The following is a 17,075-nucleotide window of genomic DNA, read 5'->3' as shown; positions in this document are numbered from 1 at the left end:
TCTGGCAAGTGCCAGCCACCTCCCCCTGGCGGGGGAGGATTCCTGTAATCCCGCCTTCACTCTTCCGGAGGGTTTCGGACGGTCGAGGCCCGGTATACGGGGCTGGTACAGGTTACGAAAAACAGGTGGACGTGATGGGGTATCGGCGGTTCTGTGCGGCGGCTTTGGCACTGACCATCCCGGGTATAGCCGGCGCGCAGGAGGCGCCTAAACAGACCCCCGGCAGCTCCACCACCGACACGCAGCACCGTCCCCGCGCCGGCGTCCGCCGCGACAGCGATCTGTCGCCCTCGGCACTGACCGCCGATACGCAGCGTACCCCGCCACCCGGGCTGTTCGCCGACTGGTTCGATATCCGCAAACGTCTGACCGAGCGCGGGATCGGCGTCAGCGCGCGTTATGCGTCGGAAAGCGGGTATAATTTTGCAGGCGGCGACCGGAAGCTGCTGCGCGAGACGGGGCAGTTCGACGTCGGCATGCTGCTCGATCTCGACAAGGTGATCGGGCTCCAAGGCGGCGCATTCCAGGCCACCCTCACCTATCGGCGCGGACGTGACCTGGGTGCGGATGCCAATCTGGGCGTGCTGCAACAGGTGCAGGAAGTGTACGGCCGCGGCCAGACGCTGCGCCTGACGCAATTCTGGTACGAGCAGAAGCTGGGTGAGAAACTCGAACTGAAGATCGGCCGCACCAATCCCGGCGAGGATTTCGCGGTCTTCTCCTGCTATTTCCAGAACCTCAGTTTCTGCGGCGCACAGCCGGGCAATCTGGTCGGTGATTACTGGCAGAACTGGCCGGTCGGGCAATGGGGTGCGCGGCTCCGCTACGACCGGAACGAGCAGCTGACACTCAAGGCCGGGGTCTATGAAGTGAACCCGCGCAATCTTGATAACGATTTCGTGATCGGCCATTTCCACGGCGCGACCGGCGTGCTCGTACCGGTCGAAGCCGAATGGCATCGCGGTAACGACGATGGCCGGGTCGGTGCGTACAAGGTCGGCGGCTGGGTCAACACGTCGAACGGCGACGACGTGTTCTACGACGTGAACCGCCAGCCGATCACGATCACGGGGCTCGCACCGCTCCGCCGCAGCGCCCGCTACGGCGTGTATTTCAATCTCCAGCAACAGATCACCGGCACGTCGAAGGACGGCAAGTCGGTTACCGGGCTCAGCGTGTTCCTCAACGCGACGCAGGCCGATCGCGCGACCTCGACGACCGACAACCAGATCGCGGCGGGGCTGTTCTACAAGGGGCTGGTCCCGTGGCGGCCGGAGGACATCCTCGGATTCGGCGTCGCGCGGACCAACGTGAACGGGCGCGTCGCGAAGGGGCAGGAACTCGATCCGACGCGTCCTGCCGTGCAAGGTGCGGAATACGCGTCGGAGATCTACTACAGCGTGCATCCGACGCGGTGGCTCGAACTCCGTCCGAACGTGCAGTTCATCCACAACCCGGGCGGCGTGCATGACGCCAACGACGTCGGCGTGCTCGGGATGAAGGCGGCGATTACCCTGTAACGGAACTCGTCGAATTCAGTGGCGGTTCAAGCGCGGGGCGGCAATTGTCCGCGGTCCAAGGAGATTTCGATGTTCAATACCCGCCCCGCGGTGATCGCGACGATCGCCGCCCTATCGGTCGCTGCCGTACCCGCGCCGATCGCTGCACAGGCCACCGGCGACCTTGCGGCCGTGCAGAAGCATCTGCAATCGGTCGAGACGATGACCGCGAATTTCTCGCAGGCCGATCGCAACGGCAAGGTGCTGACCGGCGTGCTGACGCTGAAGAAGCCCGGCAAGCTGCGCTTCCAGTACGAAAAGGGCGTGCCGATCCTGATCGTCGCGGAGGGCGGCGCGCTGACCTTCATCGATTATTCGGTGAAGCAGGTGCAGCGCTGGCCGATCAAGAACTCGCCGCTGGGCGTGCTGCTCGACCCGACCCGCGACATCACGCGCTATGCCAAGCTCGTCCCCGGCTATGACCAGCGGATCGTGTCGGTCGAGGCTAACGATCCCAAGCATCCCGAATATGGCCGGATCACGCTGGTGTTCGTCCGCAACGCATCCGCACCGGGCGGGCTGATGCTGCAAGGCTGGGTCGCGCTCGACAGCCAGAACAACCGGACGACGATCCGCCTGACCAACCAGAAGTTCGGCGAAGCGGTCAGCGACAACACCTTCCGCTGGAACGATCCACGGCGAACGGGTGGAAGAAAGTAACATAACTTTCGCGTCATTCATGCAAGCGACAGGTTTCGGTCCCTAGAGGGTGGCTCGCGGACGTGAGGCATTCGGGATTTTTCCCCCTGTTGCCCGGATGGTTTCCCCACAGTCTGCCTGCGTGACGAACGCTGAGTTGGCCCTCGCTCCACGCCCCCGGAGCGGGGGTCTTTCGCGTAAAGCGGCAGAAGACTGCGTCTGAATGACTCGCTCAAGCGCGGCCGGCGGGCCCCACTCTTCTCAGGGCCCGTTCAACAACATGGGCTTTGCCCGTGGCGCCTTCTCCCTTCTTCCGAAGTCGCAACCCGCTTCCTTGTCCCGCCCCCCCCGCAACGCTACATCGCGGCCGTGAAGATCGTCTCCTGGAACATCAACTCGGTCCGTTTCCGGATCGCCATCGTCGAGCAGTTCCTGCGTGACGAGCAACCCGACATCCTGTGCCTGCAGGAGACCAAGGTCATCGACGGCGACTTCCCGTTGGAGGCGTTCCGCGCGCTCGGCTACGAGCACATCGTCCTGCACGGCCAGCGCATGCACCACGGTGTCGCGATCCTCAGCCGCGTGCCCTTGGTCGAGGACGACCGGTTCGACTGGCAGGCGAACAGCGAGGCTCGTCATATCGGCGTACGGCTCGCAAACGGCGTACGCCTCGAGAACGTCTACGTCCCGGCCGGTGGCGACGTGCCCGACCGCGAGGTCAACCCGAAGTTCGGCCAGAAGCTCGATTTCATCGAACGGATGACGACCTGGTCGGAAACGCTAGCCGGACCCACCATTCTCGTCGGCGACTTCAACATCGCGCCGCTCGAATCGGATGTGTGGAGCCACAAGCAGTTGCTCGACGTCGTCAGCCACACGCCAATCGAGGTCGAGGCGCTCGGCCGGTTGCAGGCGGCGGGCGACTGGGTCGATCTCGGCCGCCGCTTTCATCCTGCGCCCGCGCGACTGTTCACCTGGTGGAGTTACCGCGCGAAGGACTGGGAAGCGTCGGACCGTGGCCGGCGGCTAGATCATATGTGGGCGACCGGTTCTGCCGCCGAAGCCGCGGTGTCGCATCATGTCTATGAGCGCTGCCGGAGCTGGCTGAAGCCGTCCGACCATGTGCCGATCATGACCGAGTTCGCGTTTTGAACCCGCGCGCAGCGGCGCGTGCGGTCGATGCGTTGCGGCGTGGCTGGCCGATCGCGATCGACGGGCTGGTGCTGCTGGCGGTCGAGACGGCGGATGCTGACCGGTTGGCGGCGTTCGACCCCGACGGGAATGGCGGCGTCCTGATCTCGTCGGGGCGCGCGGCGACGTTGAAGCTGGCGAACCAGTTGGCGGCGGCCGATCCGACCGAGCCGGTACTGGTCGATCGCGCGCCGTGGATCGATTTTGCCGCAGCGACCGCGCTGGCCGATCCGCAGTTCGACCTGGCTACCCCGATGAAGGGGCCGTTCCATACGGTCGCGTTGGCCGATCCCGATGCGGCTGCGGCTGCGTTGCGGCTGGCGCGGATCGCCGGGCTATTGCCGGCCTTCTTCCTCGGCACCGGCGAACCCGAAGTCTCGATCACGCACGCCGATATCGACGCACATGAGGATGCGAACCGCCTGACGCTGGCGGCGCGTGCGCGGTTGCCGGTCGAAGGTGCCGAGGACGCGGAGATCGTTGCCTTCCGATCACCCGAGAGCGCGGACGAGCATATCGCGCTGCTGATCGGCCAGCCCAACGGCCAGCCGCCGCTGGTCCGCTTGCATAGCGAGTGCCTGACGGGCGACGTGCTCGGCAGTCTCAAATGCGATTGCGGGCCGCAGTTGCACGCTGCGATCCACGCGATCCAGCACAGCGGCTGGGGCATCCTGCTCTATCTGCGGCAGGAGGGGCGCGGGATCGGGCTGGTCAACAAGCTGCGCGCCTATGCGTTGCAGGACCAGGGATTCGACACGGTCGACGCGAACACGCGGCTTGGCTTTGCGGTCGATGCGCGGGATTTCGGGGTGGCGGCGCGGATGCTGAATCTGCTCGGGCAGCGCGAGGTGCGCTTGCTGACGAACAATCCGGCCAAGGTAGCCGGGCTGGAGGCGGCGGGCGTGACGGTGATCGAGCGCGTGCCGCATTTCCTGCCCTCGAACCCGCACAACGCGCAGTATCTTGCGACCAAGCGCGATCGTACGGGGCATCAGTTCTGACCGACAGTCCGCCCTCGCCACCACCCTCCCGACGCCTGATCGTGGTGTTCGGTGCGGCCGTTCGTCCCGACGGCAGCCCTAGCCCGACGCTCGCGCGGCGCATCGCGTTCGCGGCCGCGGCGGCGGCGCGGTATGTCGATGCGGACCTGTTCTGCTCGGGTGCGAAGGGGACGCATGGGCCTTCGGAAGCATCGGTGATGGCCGGCGTGCTGGCGGAAACGGTCGATCCGTCGCGGATCCATCTCGACGAGGCCAGCGTGGATACGTTGCAGAGCGTCGTCGCCGCGACCGCATTCGCGCGTGCGGGGAAGTACGCGCAGTGCATGATCTGCACCGACGGCTATCACCAGCCGCGTATCCGCATGCTGTTCGCGATGCTCGGCATGCCCGCGAGCGCGATCCATGTTCCGCATGGCGGGAGCCGGCGCTACCAGCTCAAGATGCGGACACGGGAAGCGGCGGCGATCCCGTATGATCTGGTCGCGGGGATCGGTGCCATCTGGCGGCGGAAGCGGGGGTGACGGCTACCGAGCACTCGCTCGGACAAGAATGTTTCCCCGCGAAGGCGGGGACCCAGACTGGGCTCCCGCCTTCGCGGGAGAACAAGAACCAGAGAGAGGGGTAGGAGATAGCGACCTCTGACTTTAGCCAAAGTCTGCGTTCAGGCCTTCCCGAGCAACCGCGCGACCTCGCCAAAATCATCGGCCAAGGCGTCGACGCCGATCGCCTTCAGACGCTCGCCGTGGTCCGGGGCGCAGTGCGATCCCGCCGATAACCCAATGACGTAGCCGCCCGATGCCACCGCGCCGGTCGCGCCGACGGGGGAGTCTTCGAGGATCGCCGTTCGCGCGATATCGACCCCAAGCTGCCGCGCCCCGAACAGGTACAGATCTGGCGCCGGCTTGCCGTTCGTCACGTGTTCGCGGCCGCTATAGAGGTGGTCGCCGAACGCCTCACGCAGGCCGATATGCTCGAGGTGCCGCGCGATCCAGCTGACCGGGCTCGACGAGACGATCGCCTTGGGCAAATCGGCGGGAAGCGACCGGACGAACGCCACCGCGCCCTCGATCGCGTCCACACCCGCCGCCATCACCCGCTCGTCCTCGGCCTTGCGCGCGGCGTAGAAGTCATCGGTCAGTGGCCGATCGATCAAGCGTTCGATCGCGTCGATGAACTGCGGCCCGGCGAGCCCCATGAAGTTCGCCATCGACTCGTCGGCCGTCGTCGGATGCCCGGCAGCCGTCAGCCACTCCGCGATGTGGCGGTTGCCGACGGCTTCGCTGTCGATCAGCACGCCGTCGAAGTCGAACAACAATGCGTCGAACTTCATGCGCCCGTCCCCCGCGCACCGAACAGCGCGCTACCGATCCGGACGTGGGTCGCGCCGATCGTCACCGCGGTCTCGAAATCGTCGGACATGCCCATGCTCAGACCGGTCAGCCCGTGATCGCGCGCGAGTTTCGCCAACAGCGCGAAATACGGCGCCGGTTCGATGTCGGCAGGCGGCAGGCACATCAGCCCGGCGATCGGCAAACCGGCGGCGCGCGCCTTCTCGACCAGCGCGGGCAGATCGGCGATCGCGCAGCCGCCCTTTTGCGGTTCGTCGCCGATGTTGACCTGGAGGAAGCAGTCCGGGCGGCGATCGCTCGCCGCCATCGCCTTGGCGAGCGCGTCGACCAGCGACGGGCGATCGACCGCGTGGATGCAGTCGAACAGCGCGACGGCCTCCGCCGCCTTGTTCGACTGGAGCTGGCCGATCAGGTGCAGTTCGACGTCGGGATATTTCTCGCGCAAAGCCGGCCATTTCTCCGCAGCTTCCTGGACGCGATTCTCGCCGAACACGCGCTGGCCCTCGGCGAGCAGTGGTTCGATCGCCTCGACCGGGTGCGTCTTGGAGACCGCGATCAGCGTGACGTCGGTCACGCGGCGGTCGGCGATCTCGGCGGCTTTGGCGATCCGGGTGCGGATGGACGCGAGCGGCGTGGTGTCGTCAGATGTCATGCCGGGCGCTATAGGCAGCGGCGTGACGGTTCGAAAGCCCATCCCCGAGCGCTGGTTGATGACCGATGAGCGGATGGGGGACGCATTGTGGGCAGCTTTGCGCAGGGTGCCGCCCGGATCCGGGATAGTGTTTCGCCATTATGCCACGCCTGCGGGGGAGCGGCGGGCGATGCTGCGGCGGGTAAAGCGAGTCGCGTTCGCGCGCGGACTGGTCGTGGTCGTGGCCGGAGAGTCGTCGATCGCGGCGGATGGCGTGCATGGGCGGGTGCGGACCCCCGCAACGTGGCGGATCAGGACCTGGCCGGCGCACGATCGCGCGGAGGCCCTGGCCGGGCGGCGCGCGGGAGCGGATGCGCTGTTCGTGTCACCGGTTCATGCCACGCGGTCGCATGCGGGAGCGTCCGGGCTTGGGCCGGCACGGGCGATGCGGATCGGGCGCGGGCTCGGGATACCCGTGATTGCGCTGGGCGGGATGGACGAGTCGCGCTGGCGGCGGATCCGGCGGTTCGGGTTCCATGGCTGGGCGGCGATCGACGCATGGGTCCGCTAGATTTGGGTGCCCTGTCAGACTTGGGCAATTGTTAGCCTCGGTAGCCCATCCCACCCGTCATCCCAGCGAAAGCTGGGATCTCATCGTTAGGCACGCTTCACCTGTATCGCGGGATACCCCAGCTTTCGCTGGGGTGACGGGGTGGTGGAGATGCGGAGAGACGCCGAAGGCGGCGATGGGTGAGGGTTTGGGTTTCACCCACAAATGGCGAAATCCGGTCGAGCACTACAACGAACCGCCGCTACTCGGTCGATTAGAAGCGGAAGGCGGTGCCCAGATACACGGCTTGGCTGTCGCGGCGATCGTCGTCGACCTTCACGAAGCGCTCGCGGTCCGAGCGATACCGGACGCCCGCCGTCACCGCCAGGTTACGTGTCAGCGAGTAGGAGCCGCCGAGATCGACCGAATAGCTCGGCGTTTCCTCGATCAGGTTCGAGGTGTTTGCCAGCGGACGATCCGCGGCAGCCTTGACGGTGCCGCTGAAACGCTTGGCGCTGTAGCTGATCGCCAGGTCGGCCGCCTGCCGGCTGCCCGGCAGGCCACCCAGATCGAGCTTGTTCACGTCGCCCGAGATCGCGAACCGCTTCCAGCCGACCGACATGCCCAGATTGTACGCGATAGGCGCGATGCCGACGGTCGAAGTCGTCGATGCGAGGCTGGCCGTGTTCGCGATGCCGCGGTTGGTCTGCGCACGGACCGCAACGGTCACCGCGCGATTGTCCTGCCGCGTCTCGGCGGGCGTGAAGCGGAAGCTGCCCGCGTCGAAGCCACCGCGCGCGAACATCGCGGCAAGGCGGGGATCGGCGGCAGCAGGGGTGAACGACCCGATGCCGCGAACAGAAGCGACGTTGCGCTTGGCGATGCGGGCGGTCTGTTCGCTGGCGCCGAACGCGGGCGCGACGATTGCGGCGGTGGCGACAAGCGCCCCGGCAACCACCCCGAATATTCCCCCACGCGTCATCACAACGAATCTGTCCTTCGAATCCCGTAATCGGATCCTGTTAAACAGCATCTAACATGAATTGATCCACAGCAAAGGCCGCAGAACCGGCGTATTCGCACCCTCGTCGCCGAATTGTCGGACAGTGTTGCAATCAGCACACATATCGCCGCGATAGCGCTACCGAATCGGACGTATCCGAACGCTAATCGCCTGCTCGGCGCGGCACCGTTCGCACATGCGGGCGTCTGCTTGCGGGCGCGCGGGCTGCCCTGTAGAGCATGAGCCAGATTTTCTTGCCAGGATGATGCCCATGTTCCGCCGCTCGCGTATCGCAGTCGTGCTGTTTGCCCTGCCTCTCGTCGCATGCGGCGGCGGTTCCGCCCGTCCCAAGGCGGATCTCGCCGCGTCGAAGATCACGACGATCGGCGTGAACAGCTATCTGTGGCGCGCCAGCCTCGACACGCTCGGCTTCATGCCGTTGCTCCAGACCGACTCCAACGGCGGCGTGATCGTGACCGACTGGTACATCAATCCGCAGACCCCAACCGAGCGCATGAAGGTGACCGTGTCGATCCTCGACCAGGACCTGCGCGCCGATGCGCTGCGCGTCGCCGCGCTCCGCGAAGTCAACCGCAACGGCCAGTGGGTCTCGTCGCCGGTCCAGGCCGCGACCACGCAGAAGCTTGAGGATATTATCCTGACCAAGGCCCGCGACCTGCGCCGCGCCTCGATCGCGGGCTGAGGACGACAAAATGGCGTCGCGTTTCAATGCGTTGAAGGCGGACGCGGCGTGGCAGAAGGTCTGGGACGAGCGCAAGACGTTCGCCGCCGACGATCTGTCGACCAAGCCGCGTTCGTACGTGCTCGAGATGTTCCCCTATCCGTCGGGGCGCATCCATATGGGCCATGTCCGGAACTACACGATGGGCGACGTGCTCGCGCGGTTCCGCCGGATGAAGGGCATGGAAGTGCTCCATCCGATGGGCTGGGACGCGTTCGGCATGCCCGCGGAGAACGCCGCGATGGAAAAGGGCGTGCATCCGGGTACCTGGACGCGCGCCAACATCGCGACGATGAAGGCGCAGCTGAAGCGCCTGGGTTTCGCGCTCGACTGGACGCGTGAACTGGCGACCTGCGAGCCCGAATATTACGGGCATGAGCAGGCCCTGTTCCTCGACCTGTTCGCGGCGGGGCTCGTGTATCGCAAGGAATCCGCGGTAAACTGGGACCCGGTCGACATGACCGTGCTCGCCAACGAGCAGGTGATCGACGGTCGCGGCTGGCGTTCGGGCGCGCTGGTCGAGCGGCGGAAACTGTCGCAGTGGTTCCTGAAGATCACCGACTTCGCCGACGAGCTGGTCGACGGCCTCGGCGCGCTCGAGCATTGGCCCGACAAGGTCAAGCTGATGCAGGAGAACTGGATAGGCCGCAGCCAGGGCCTGCAGTTCAAGTTCGCGATGGCGGGCAACGCGACAGGCATCGGCTCGGTCGAGGTGTTCACTACGCGCCCCGACACGATGTTCGGATCGAGTTTCGTCGCGGTCGCCGCGGATCACCCGATCGCGCGCGCCATCGCCGAGACGAACCCCGATGCGGCGGCCTTCATCGAACTGTGCAAGCGCGGCGGCACCACCGCGGCCGAACTCGACACGCAGGAAAAGCTCGGCTTCGACACCGGCCTCCGCGCGGTGCATCCGCTTGATAAGGCTTGGGAACTCCCGGTCTACATCGCGAACTTCGTGCTGATGGAATATGGCACCGGCGCGGTGTTCGGCGTGCCCGCGCATGACCAGCGCGATCTCGATTTCGCGCGCAAATACGACCTGCCCGTCAAGCGCGTCGTCAGCGAAGGCGATGACGAGGCCCCCGTGTTCGTCGGCGACACCGCCTGGACCGGCGCCGGCACGATCGTGAACTCGCACTTCCTCGACGGCATGGATATCGAGGACGCCAAGCGCGTCGTGATCGAGCGCGCCGAGGGCGAAGGCTGGGGCAAGGGCACCACCGTGTTCCGCCTGCGCGATTGGGGCGTCAGCCGCCAGCGTTACTGGGGCACGCCGATCCCGATCATCCACTGCGACGCGTGCGGCGCGGTGCCGGTGCCCAAGGACCAATTGCCGATCGTCCTGCCCGAGGACGTCTCGTTCGACATCCCCGGCAACCCGCTCGATCGCCACCCCACCTGGAAGCACGTCCCCTGCCCGTCCTGCCGCGGCGATGCACGACGCGAGACCGATACGCTCGACACGTTTGTCGATTCGTCGTGGTATTTCATCCGCTTCGCCAGCCAGCCCGACGCCAAGCCGTTCGACCGGACGGGCGCGGAGAAGTGGCTGCCGGTCAACCAGTATATCGGCGGCGTCGAGCACGCGATCCTGCATCTGCTCTACGCGCGCTTCTGGACGCGCGCGCTGAAGCATATCGGCATGCTCGACATCGCCGAGCCGTTCGCCGGGCTGTTCACGCAGGGGATGGTGACGCACGAGACGTATAGTCGAGGTGACGCCGGCGACACGCAGCCGGAGATCGACACCGACGACGACGATTCGAGCGACGCGCCGGTGAAGACGAAGTGGCTGTCCCCCGACGAGGTCCGCAAGACCGATGCAGGGTATATCGAGATCGCGACCGGAGGCCCGGTGACGGTCGGTCGCGTGACGAAAATGTCGAAGTCGAAGAAGAACACCGTCGATCCCGAGCCGATCGTCGACCAGTATGGCGCCGACGCGGTGCGCTGGTTCGTGCTCTCCGACTCGCCCCCCGAGCGCGATCTCCCGTGGAGCGAATCCGGCATCGAAGGCGCTTGGCGGTTCGTCCAGCGTCTTTGGCGGCTGATCGAGTCCGACGATGCCGCCAACGCCGAAGGCGAAGACTTCGCCCTGCGTAAACTCTGCCACCGCACGACCGTCGGTATCGAGAGCGATATCAACGCCTTGCAGTTCAACAAGGCGGTCGCGAGGCTCTACTCACTGTGTAGCGCGATCGAGAAGGCCCCCCCCTCCGCGGACCGCGACCAGGCGGTCCGCACGTTGCTGCTGCTCGTCAGCCCGATGGTCCCGCATGTTGCCGAGGAAGCCTGGGCGACCGCGGGCAATGACGGCCTGATCGCCGACGCCGCATGGCCGATCGTCGACCCGGCGATGCTGGTCGACGACGAGGTCACGATCGCGGTGCAGGTCAACGGCAAGTTGCGCGACACGCTCGTCTTCGCCAAGGGCGCACCGTCCGGCGACGTCGAAGCCGCCGCGCTCGCCTCCGAGAAGATCGTCCGCCTGCTCGAGGGCAAGCCGCCCCGGAAAGTGATCGTCGTGCCCGACCGTCTCGTGAACATCGTCGCATGAAGCGCCTAGCGATCCTCGGCGCGCTCGCGTTGGCCCCCGCACTGTCCGGTTGTGGCCTACACCCGCTCTATGCGGGCGGCAGCAGCGGTCCGGTGGCGGGTGCGCTAGGCCAGGTAGAGATCGCGCCGATCGCGGGCAAGAACGGCTGGCTGATGGCCACCGCCCTGCGCGACCGCCTGCCGTCGAACGGTGCGCCCGCACTCTACCGGATCGACATCCGCCTCGACGACGCGATCAGCGGACTCGGCGTCCGCACCGACGATAGCGTCTCGCGCGAACGCCGGACTCTGCGCGCGCGCTATCAGCTCGTACGGATCGGCGACGGCTCGGTACTGCTCGACGCGACCGCGGGCTCGGACGCCGGTATCGACGTCGTCCGTTCCGAATATGCGACGATCGCGGCCGAGAACACGGCACTCGAACGCCTGTCGCAGATCGTCGCCGATCAGATCGTCGCGCGTATTGCGCTGTATGCGCGGAATACGCCTGCGGTCGCGGCGGCGCAGGCCACCACGCCCGCCAAGTGAAGGCCAGCGCCGGCCAAATCCGCGGTGCGCTGGCCAAACCGGGCGGCGACATCCGCCTATACCTGCTCCACGGCCCCGACGAGGCCGGCGCGAGCGATCTCGCGCGCGTGCTCGCCAAGGCGATGGGCGCCGACGCCGAACGCGTCGATCTCGACGGATCGACGCTCAAGGGCGATCCCGGCCGGCTGACCGACGAGGCGGCTTCGCTCTCCCTATTCGCAGGCGCTCGGTTCGTCCGCGTCGCTTCGGCCGGCGAGGAAAGTCTCGAAGCGTTCACCAACCTGCTCGCGGCCGAACGCGTCGGCAACCCGGTCGTCGCGATCGCCCCGACGGTCAAATCGACTGCCAAGATCGTCAAACTCGCAATCGACTCCCCCCGCGCGATGGCGTTCGCCTGCTACGCCCCGACCGCGCAGGACGCCGAGCGCCTCGCAACGACGATCGCGGCCGAGAACGGCCTCCGCCCCGCCCCCGGCGTCGCCCGACGCCTCGTCGACACGACCGGCGGCGACCGCGCCGTCATCAGCCGGGAAATCGAGAAGCTCGCGCTATACCTCGACGCAGCACCCGACCGCCCCGCGGACCTCGATCACCCTGCGCTCGATGCGATCGGCGCGGACCTAGGCGATGCGGAGATGAGCCGCGCGATCGATGCTGTGATCGAAGGCCGGGTCGACGATCTAGGTGCTGAACTGGCGGTACTCGAAGAGGCGGGCACGTCGCCGATCCCGTGGCTCCGGCAACTCGTCCGCCGCCTGATAGCGCTGGCCGACATGCGCGGCGAGATCGACCGGGGCGACACGGTCGACGCGGTCATGAAACGCCACCGCGTATTCTTCAAGGAAGAGGCGAGCACCGCACGATCGTTGCGCCGCTGGTCGCCGGTCATGCTGGCCACCGCAATCCAGCGCGTACGGACCGCCGAGCGCGCGATCATGGCCTCGGGGAATGCCGGCGGAGTTGTCGCCGAAGCGGCGGTCGTGGCGCTCTCTCAGGCGATCGCTCGGCGAAACTAGCGCTCTTCAGCAACCGCATTCGTGTCTGCTCCGCTCCTCCTCGCCGTTCGTCTCACCCCCCCGTTCGTCCTGAGCGAAGTCGAAGGATGGTCCGGTGCGCAGGTGCTTCGACTTCGCTCAGCACGAACGGAAGGGGTAATTCGTGCACGCGTACTCTCGACCTAGATCGCCCCACCCGTCAGCCGCTGACACACCATATCGAGCTGGTCGAGCGTCGAATAACTGAGGGTCAGCGTGCCCCCCGTCTCGGTATGCGCAACCTTCACCTGCAACCCGAGCAGGTCCGCCAATTGCCGCTCCAGCGCTGCGATATCCGCATCGGGGATTCGCGGCTCGGCCGGCTTGCCACTCCGGCTCCGCCCGGGCTTCGCATCGCGCGCGAGTCTTTCGGTCTCGCGCACCGACAGTCCGCGCGACACGACCTGATCCGCCAGCGCCTCGACGTCGGGTGAACCCAGCAACGCCCGCGCATGGCCCATCGACAGCGAGCCATCGACAACCTGCGACTGCACCTGCGCCGGCAGCTCCAGCAACCGCAGCAGGTTGGCGACATGACTGCGGGACTTGTGGACGATCTTGGCCAGCACCTCCTGCGTGTGACCATATTCACCCGCCAGCCGCTGATACGCCTGCGCCTCTTCGATCGCGTTGAGATCCTCGCGCTGGATATTCTCGATCAGCGCGATCTCGAGCGTCTCGGCGTCGTCGAAATCGCGGACGACGACCGGCACCTCGTGCAGCCGCGCACGCTGTGCCGCGCGCCAGCGTCGCTCACCCGCGACGATCTGGTAGTCATGGCCATGCGGGCGGACGACGATCGGCTGGATCAGCCCGCGCGAGGCTATCGAGGCGGCAAGCTCGTCGAGCATCGCCTCGTCGAAATGGCGACGCGGCTGATCGGGATGCGGCGATAGCGAACTGACCGGCAGCATGCGGACGCCCGACGATTGCTGCGCTGCACCATCGGCCGATACCGGCGTCTCGCGCGCCATTTCGCCGAGCAGCGCATTTAGCCCCCTGCCCAGCCCCGGCCGTCCACGTTTGTTCTCGCTCATGCGGCAGCCTGCGTTGTTGCGGGAAGTCGACCGATCAGTTCACGCGCCAGAGCGATATACGCCTGCGATCCCGAACACCGGTGGTCATAGATCAATGCCGGCAGCCCGTGGCTGGGCGCCTCCGACAGTCGCACGTTGCGCGGGATAACCGTCTCGAACACGACCTTCCCCAATACGGCGCGAACGTCCGCCGAGACTTGATCGGTCAACCGGTTGCGGCGATCGAACATCGTCAGCGCAACGCCGAGGATCGACAGGCCGGGGTTGAATCGCTGGCGGATCCGCTCGACCGTGCTGAGCAACTGCGACAATCCCTCGAGCGCGAAGAACTCGCATTGCAGCGGCACCAGCAGCGAATCCGACGCGACCATCGCGTTGATCGTCAGCAACCCGAGCGATGGCGGGCAATCGATCAGCGCGATATCCCATGGTCCCTGCGCCGCCTTCACCGCGCGATCCAGCCGGTGCGTGCGTGCGTCGAAATCGACCAGTTCGATCTCCGCGCCCGACAGGTCGACCGTCGCTGGCACGATATCGAGACGCGGCACGCGCGTATGCACGACGGCCTCCTCGATCGATGTCTCGCCGACCAGCACGTCGTAGCTCGACCGCTCACGCTGCGCATGGCCAATGCCGAGCCCGGTTGACGCGTTGCCCTGCGGATCGAGATCCACCAGCAGCACGCGCATGCCCGTCGCCGCGAGCGCGGTCGCAAGGTTGATGGCGCTGGTGGTCTTGCCCACCCCGCCCTTTTGATTTGCGACAGCGATGGTGATCATCGCGCGCTTACCCGATCCAGAACCACGATCGACGACTCCGGGTTCGTGACGCTTTGTTCCACGTGGAACATAAACCGCCAATGCTGCTTGAGCGCGACCAGCTCCTCCTCGTCGAAACGCCCCCGAGGAAGCAACCACCGCGTCTCCGTTGTGGCGCAGTGCGCCGCGCCACGCAAAAGGTTTTGCAACGACGCGACCGCGCGAGCGGAAATGATCGACGCATCAGCGGTCGCATTTTCTACTTTCGAGGCGTGAACGCGGACCTGCTCGCCGAGGCCAAGCCGCGCGACACAAAGCTGAAGAAAGTCCGCGCGACGACGGCGGGGTTCGATCAGATCGACCGGCCCCTCGCGAACCAGCGCAACGACCATCCCGGGAAAGCCACCGCCGGTACCGATATCGAGCCAGCGCTTCGCCGACGTATCCGCTCCGGCAAGTGCAACCAGCTGGAGCGAGTCCACCACATGGCGGTCCCAGACCGTTGGAATCGTCGACGGGGCAATCAGGTTCTGATGCGGCGCTTCCTCGACGACCATCGCGACGAACGCCGCCAGGCGCTCGGTTGCCTCTGGTCCGAACCGGTCGGTCACCCAGGCCTGTGCGTCGTCTTCGGTCATGCTGGCACTCGTTTCGTATGCAATAATACCGCCGACAACGCGGCCGGGGTAATCCCCCGCACCCGTGCCGCCGCCGCGAGCGAGGTCGGTCGCGCGGTCGTCAGGCGGTCGATCATCTCGTTCGACAGGCCGGGTATGCGATCATAGGCCAAATCCTCGGGCAAGCGGATCGCCTCGTCGGCACGCAGCCGCGCAACCTCCTGCGCCTGGCGTTCGATATAGGGAGCGTAGCGCGCGTCCTCTAACACTTCCTCAACGACCACCGCCGGGATCCCCGCCGCGGCATCCGGCGCGACATGCGCGAGCTTCACGCCTTCGAACCGGAGCCAGTCGAACGCGGTCCGGCGTGCGCCGTCACGACCTACGGCCACGCCTTGGTCGGCCACCTCGGTCGCGGTGCGTTCGCCGTCGAGCGACGCGCGAAAGCGGAGGCGATCATCGGCCAGCGCGTGCTGATGCGCGAGACGCTCTGGTCCGAGGCATCCCGCCGCTTCGGCAATCCCGCCCAACCGCGTCTCGGCATTGTCCGCACGCAGCGACAGGCGGAACTCGGCGCGGGCGGTCAGCATTCGGTACGGCTCGGTCACGCCCTGTAGCGTGAGGTCGTCGATCATCACACCGAGATAGCTGGACGCGCGATCGAGAATGACGGGCGCAAGGTCGCATGCATAGGCCGCGGCATTGAGGCCCGCGACGAGCCCCTGCCCTGCCGCTTCCTCATAGCCGGTCGTGCCGTTGATCTGGCCGGCGCAGAACACACCTTCGATCGCGCCGAGCGCAAGCCGCGTATCGAGCGCGCGCGGGTCGATATAGTCATATTCGACCGCATAGCCCGGCATCGTGATGTGCACGCGTTCGAGGCCGGGGATGCTTGCGAGCATTGCCGACTGGACCTCGACCGGGAGCGACGTCGACAAACCGTTGGGATAGACCGTCGCGTCGTCGAGCCCTTCGGGTTCGAGAAAAACCTGGTGCCCGTCGCGGTCGCCGAAGCGGTGGACCTTGTCCTCGATCGACGGACAGTAACGCGGCCCCGCCGCCTCGATTGCGCCGGTGAACAGTGGAGACCGATGGAATGCCTCACGGATGATCGCGTGCGTACGGTCGGTCGTGCGGGTGATGGCGCAGGCGATCTGCGGGAGCGGACGCGCGCGGGTCATCGGCGACATCGTCCAGGGATCGAGGTCCGACGCCTGCTCGGCCAACGCGCCCCAATCGATCGTCCGGCCATCGAGGCGGGGCGGTGTGCCGGTCTTCAATCGCGCCATGGGAAGATTTCGCGCGCGGAGCTGAGCAGCCAGTGGCTTGGCTGCACGCTCACCGATCCGGCCGCCTTCCGCGCGATCATCGCCGCGGAAGATGCGGCCGCCGAGAAACGTGCCCGTTGCCAGCACGACTGCGCGGGCTGCGACGATCGAGCCGTCCGCCAGGATAACGCCGGCCACCTGGTCGCCATCGAAATGCAATGCGGTCGCTTCCCCTTCGACGATCATGAGTCCTTCGGTCGCGGCCAGTATCGACTGGATCGCTCCCGAATAAAGCCGACGGTCCGCCTGAATGCGAGGACCCTGCACCGCCGATCCCTTGCTGCGATTGAGCATCCGGTAGTGGATTGCCGCCGCATCGGCCGCGCGTCCGATCAGGCCATCGAACGCGTCCACTTCCCGGACCATGTGCCCCTTGCCGAGACCGCCGATCGCCGGATTGCAGGACATCGCACCGATATGCCGCGCGTCGAAGGACACGAGCACGGTACGCGCGCCTCTCCGCGCCGCCGCGGTTGCGGCTTCGGTTCCGGCATGGCCACCGCCAACCACCACTACATCGAACATGCCATGGCCCTAGAGCGACGCGGC

Annotated in this window: 17 protein-coding genes; 10 read left to right on the top strand and 7 right to left on the bottom strand. The window is 66.4% G+C overall.

What is annotated here, in order from left to right; translation table 11 throughout:
- Positions 1-134: 134 nt before the first annotated feature.
- From SPHN_RS13905 to SPHN_RS13885, 5 genes are all read left to right on the top strand, one after another.
- Entirely contained in the window at positions 135-1,520 is a 1,386-nt protein-coding gene (locus SPHN_RS13905) for a carbohydrate porin (protein ID WP_248524385.1), read from the top strand.
- Positions 1,521-1,589: 69 nt separating this feature from the next.
- The gene (locus tag SPHN_RS13900; protein ID WP_248524283.1) at positions 1,590-2,219 is read left to right on the top strand and encodes a LolA family protein; all 630 of its coding nucleotides are present in this window, start codon (positions 1,590-1,592) and stop codon (positions 2,217-2,219) included.
- Positions 2,220-2,567: 348 nt separating this feature from the next.
- Positions 2,568-3,350 carry an exodeoxyribonuclease III gene (locus SPHN_RS13895; RefSeq protein WP_248524280.1) on the top strand — a complete coding sequence of 261 codons (783 nt, stop codon included), beginning with the start codon at positions 2,568-2,570 and terminating at the stop codon, positions 3,348-3,350.
- Entirely contained in the window at positions 3,347-4,390 is a 1,044-nt protein-coding gene (gene ribA / locus SPHN_RS13890) for a GTP cyclohydrolase II (protein ID WP_248524278.1), read from the top strand. Before SPHN_RS13895 ends, ribA begins: the two co-directional genes overlap by 4 nt.
- A gap of 41 nt (positions 4,391-4,431) precedes the next feature.
- On the top strand, positions 4,432-4,911 hold the full coding sequence (locus SPHN_RS13885) for a YdcF family protein (RefSeq protein ID WP_248524276.1): 480 nt from the start codon (positions 4,432-4,434) through the stop codon (positions 4,909-4,911).
- A 140-nt stretch (positions 4,912-5,051) separates the two neighbouring features.
- On the opposite strand, the gene SPHN_RS13880 is transcribed toward SPHN_RS13885, so the two are convergent.
- Together SPHN_RS13880 and SPHN_RS13875 are read right to left on the bottom strand one after the other, a co-directional pair.
- Positions 5,052-5,720, bottom strand: a complete 669-nt coding sequence (locus tag SPHN_RS13880) for an HAD family hydrolase (RefSeq protein WP_248524274.1) — start codon at positions 5,718-5,720, stop codon at positions 5,052-5,054.
- Positions 5,717-6,391, bottom strand: a complete 675-nt coding sequence (locus SPHN_RS13875) for a YggS family pyridoxal phosphate-dependent enzyme (protein ID WP_248524271.1) — start codon at positions 6,389-6,391, stop codon at positions 5,717-5,719. Before SPHN_RS13875 ends, SPHN_RS13880 begins: the two co-directional genes overlap by 4 nt.
- Here SPHN_RS13875 and SPHN_RS13870 point away from each other — a divergent pair.
- Entirely contained in the window at positions 6,357-6,941 is a 585-nt protein-coding gene (locus SPHN_RS13870) for a thiamine phosphate synthase (protein WP_349238509.1), read from the top strand. The genes SPHN_RS13875 and SPHN_RS13870 overlap by 35 nt on opposite strands.
- Before the next feature lie 253 nt (positions 6,942-7,194).
- On the opposite strand, the gene SPHN_RS13865 is transcribed toward SPHN_RS13870, so the two are convergent.
- A complete protein-coding gene (locus SPHN_RS13865) occupies positions 7,195-7,902 on the bottom strand; it encodes a hypothetical protein (RefSeq protein ID WP_248524268.1) in 708 nt (235 codons plus the stop codon).
- Between the two features lie 292 nt (positions 7,903-8,194).
- Here SPHN_RS13865 and SPHN_RS13860 point away from each other — a divergent pair, with 292 nt between their 5' ends.
- From SPHN_RS13860 to holA, 4 genes are read left to right on the top strand one after another with little or no spacing between them, the layout of a single operon-like run.
- Positions 8,195-8,626 carry a DUF3576 domain-containing protein gene (locus SPHN_RS13860; protein WP_056053843.1) on the top strand — a complete coding sequence of 144 codons (432 nt, stop codon included), beginning with the start codon at positions 8,195-8,197 and terminating at the stop codon, positions 8,624-8,626.
- A gap of 10 nt (positions 8,627-8,636) precedes the next feature.
- A complete protein-coding gene (gene leuS, locus SPHN_RS13855; RefSeq protein ID WP_248524265.1) occupies positions 8,637-11,225 on the top strand; it encodes a leucine--tRNA ligase in 2,589 nt (862 codons plus the stop codon).
- Positions 11,222-11,752, top strand: a complete 531-nt coding sequence (gene lptE / locus SPHN_RS13850) for an LPS assembly lipoprotein LptE (protein WP_248524262.1) — start codon at positions 11,222-11,224, stop codon at positions 11,750-11,752. Before leuS ends, lptE begins: the two co-directional genes overlap by 4 nt.
- A complete protein-coding gene (gene holA, locus SPHN_RS13845; protein WP_248524258.1) occupies positions 11,749-12,768 on the top strand; it encodes a DNA polymerase III subunit delta in 1,020 nt (339 codons plus the stop codon). The genes lptE and holA overlap by 4 nt, the downstream gene beginning before the upstream one ends.
- A gap of 161 nt (positions 12,769-12,929) precedes the next feature.
- Here holA and SPHN_RS13840 read toward each other — a convergent pair whose 3' ends face one another.
- From SPHN_RS13840 to mnmG, 4 genes are read right to left on the bottom strand one after another with little or no spacing between them, the layout of a single operon-like run.
- Positions 12,930-13,823 (bottom strand): ParB/RepB/Spo0J family partition protein, encoded by an 894-nt coding sequence (locus SPHN_RS13840; RefSeq protein ID WP_248524255.1) that lies wholly within the window; start codon positions 13,821-13,823, stop codon positions 12,930-12,932.
- On the bottom strand, positions 13,820-14,602 hold the full coding sequence (locus tag SPHN_RS13835) for a ParA family protein (RefSeq protein ID WP_248524252.1): 783 nt from the start codon (positions 14,600-14,602) through the stop codon (positions 13,820-13,822). The genes SPHN_RS13840 and SPHN_RS13835 overlap by 4 nt, the downstream gene beginning before the upstream one ends.
- A complete protein-coding gene (gene rsmG / locus SPHN_RS13830) occupies positions 14,599-15,219 on the bottom strand; it encodes a 16S rRNA (guanine(527)-N(7))-methyltransferase RsmG (protein WP_248524250.1) in 621 nt (206 codons plus the stop codon). Before rsmG ends, SPHN_RS13835 begins: the two co-directional genes overlap by 4 nt.
- Positions 15,216-17,051, bottom strand: coding sequence for a tRNA uridine-5-carboxymethylaminomethyl(34) synthesis enzyme MnmG (gene mnmG, locus SPHN_RS13825; RefSeq protein ID WP_248524245.1), 1,836 nt, complete (start codon positions 17,049-17,051; stop codon positions 15,216-15,218). Before mnmG ends, rsmG begins: the two co-directional genes overlap by 4 nt.
- Positions 17,052-17,075: the final 24 nt, after the last annotated feature.

The organism is Sphingomonas faeni (assembly GCF_023195535.1).
GTDB classification, from domain to species: domain Bacteria; phylum Pseudomonadota; class Alphaproteobacteria; order Sphingomonadales; family Sphingomonadaceae; genus Sphingomonas; species Sphingomonas faeni_B.
The sequence above is the reverse complement of the archived record's forward strand: the minus strand, read 5'-3'. Positions and strand labels throughout refer to the sequence as shown.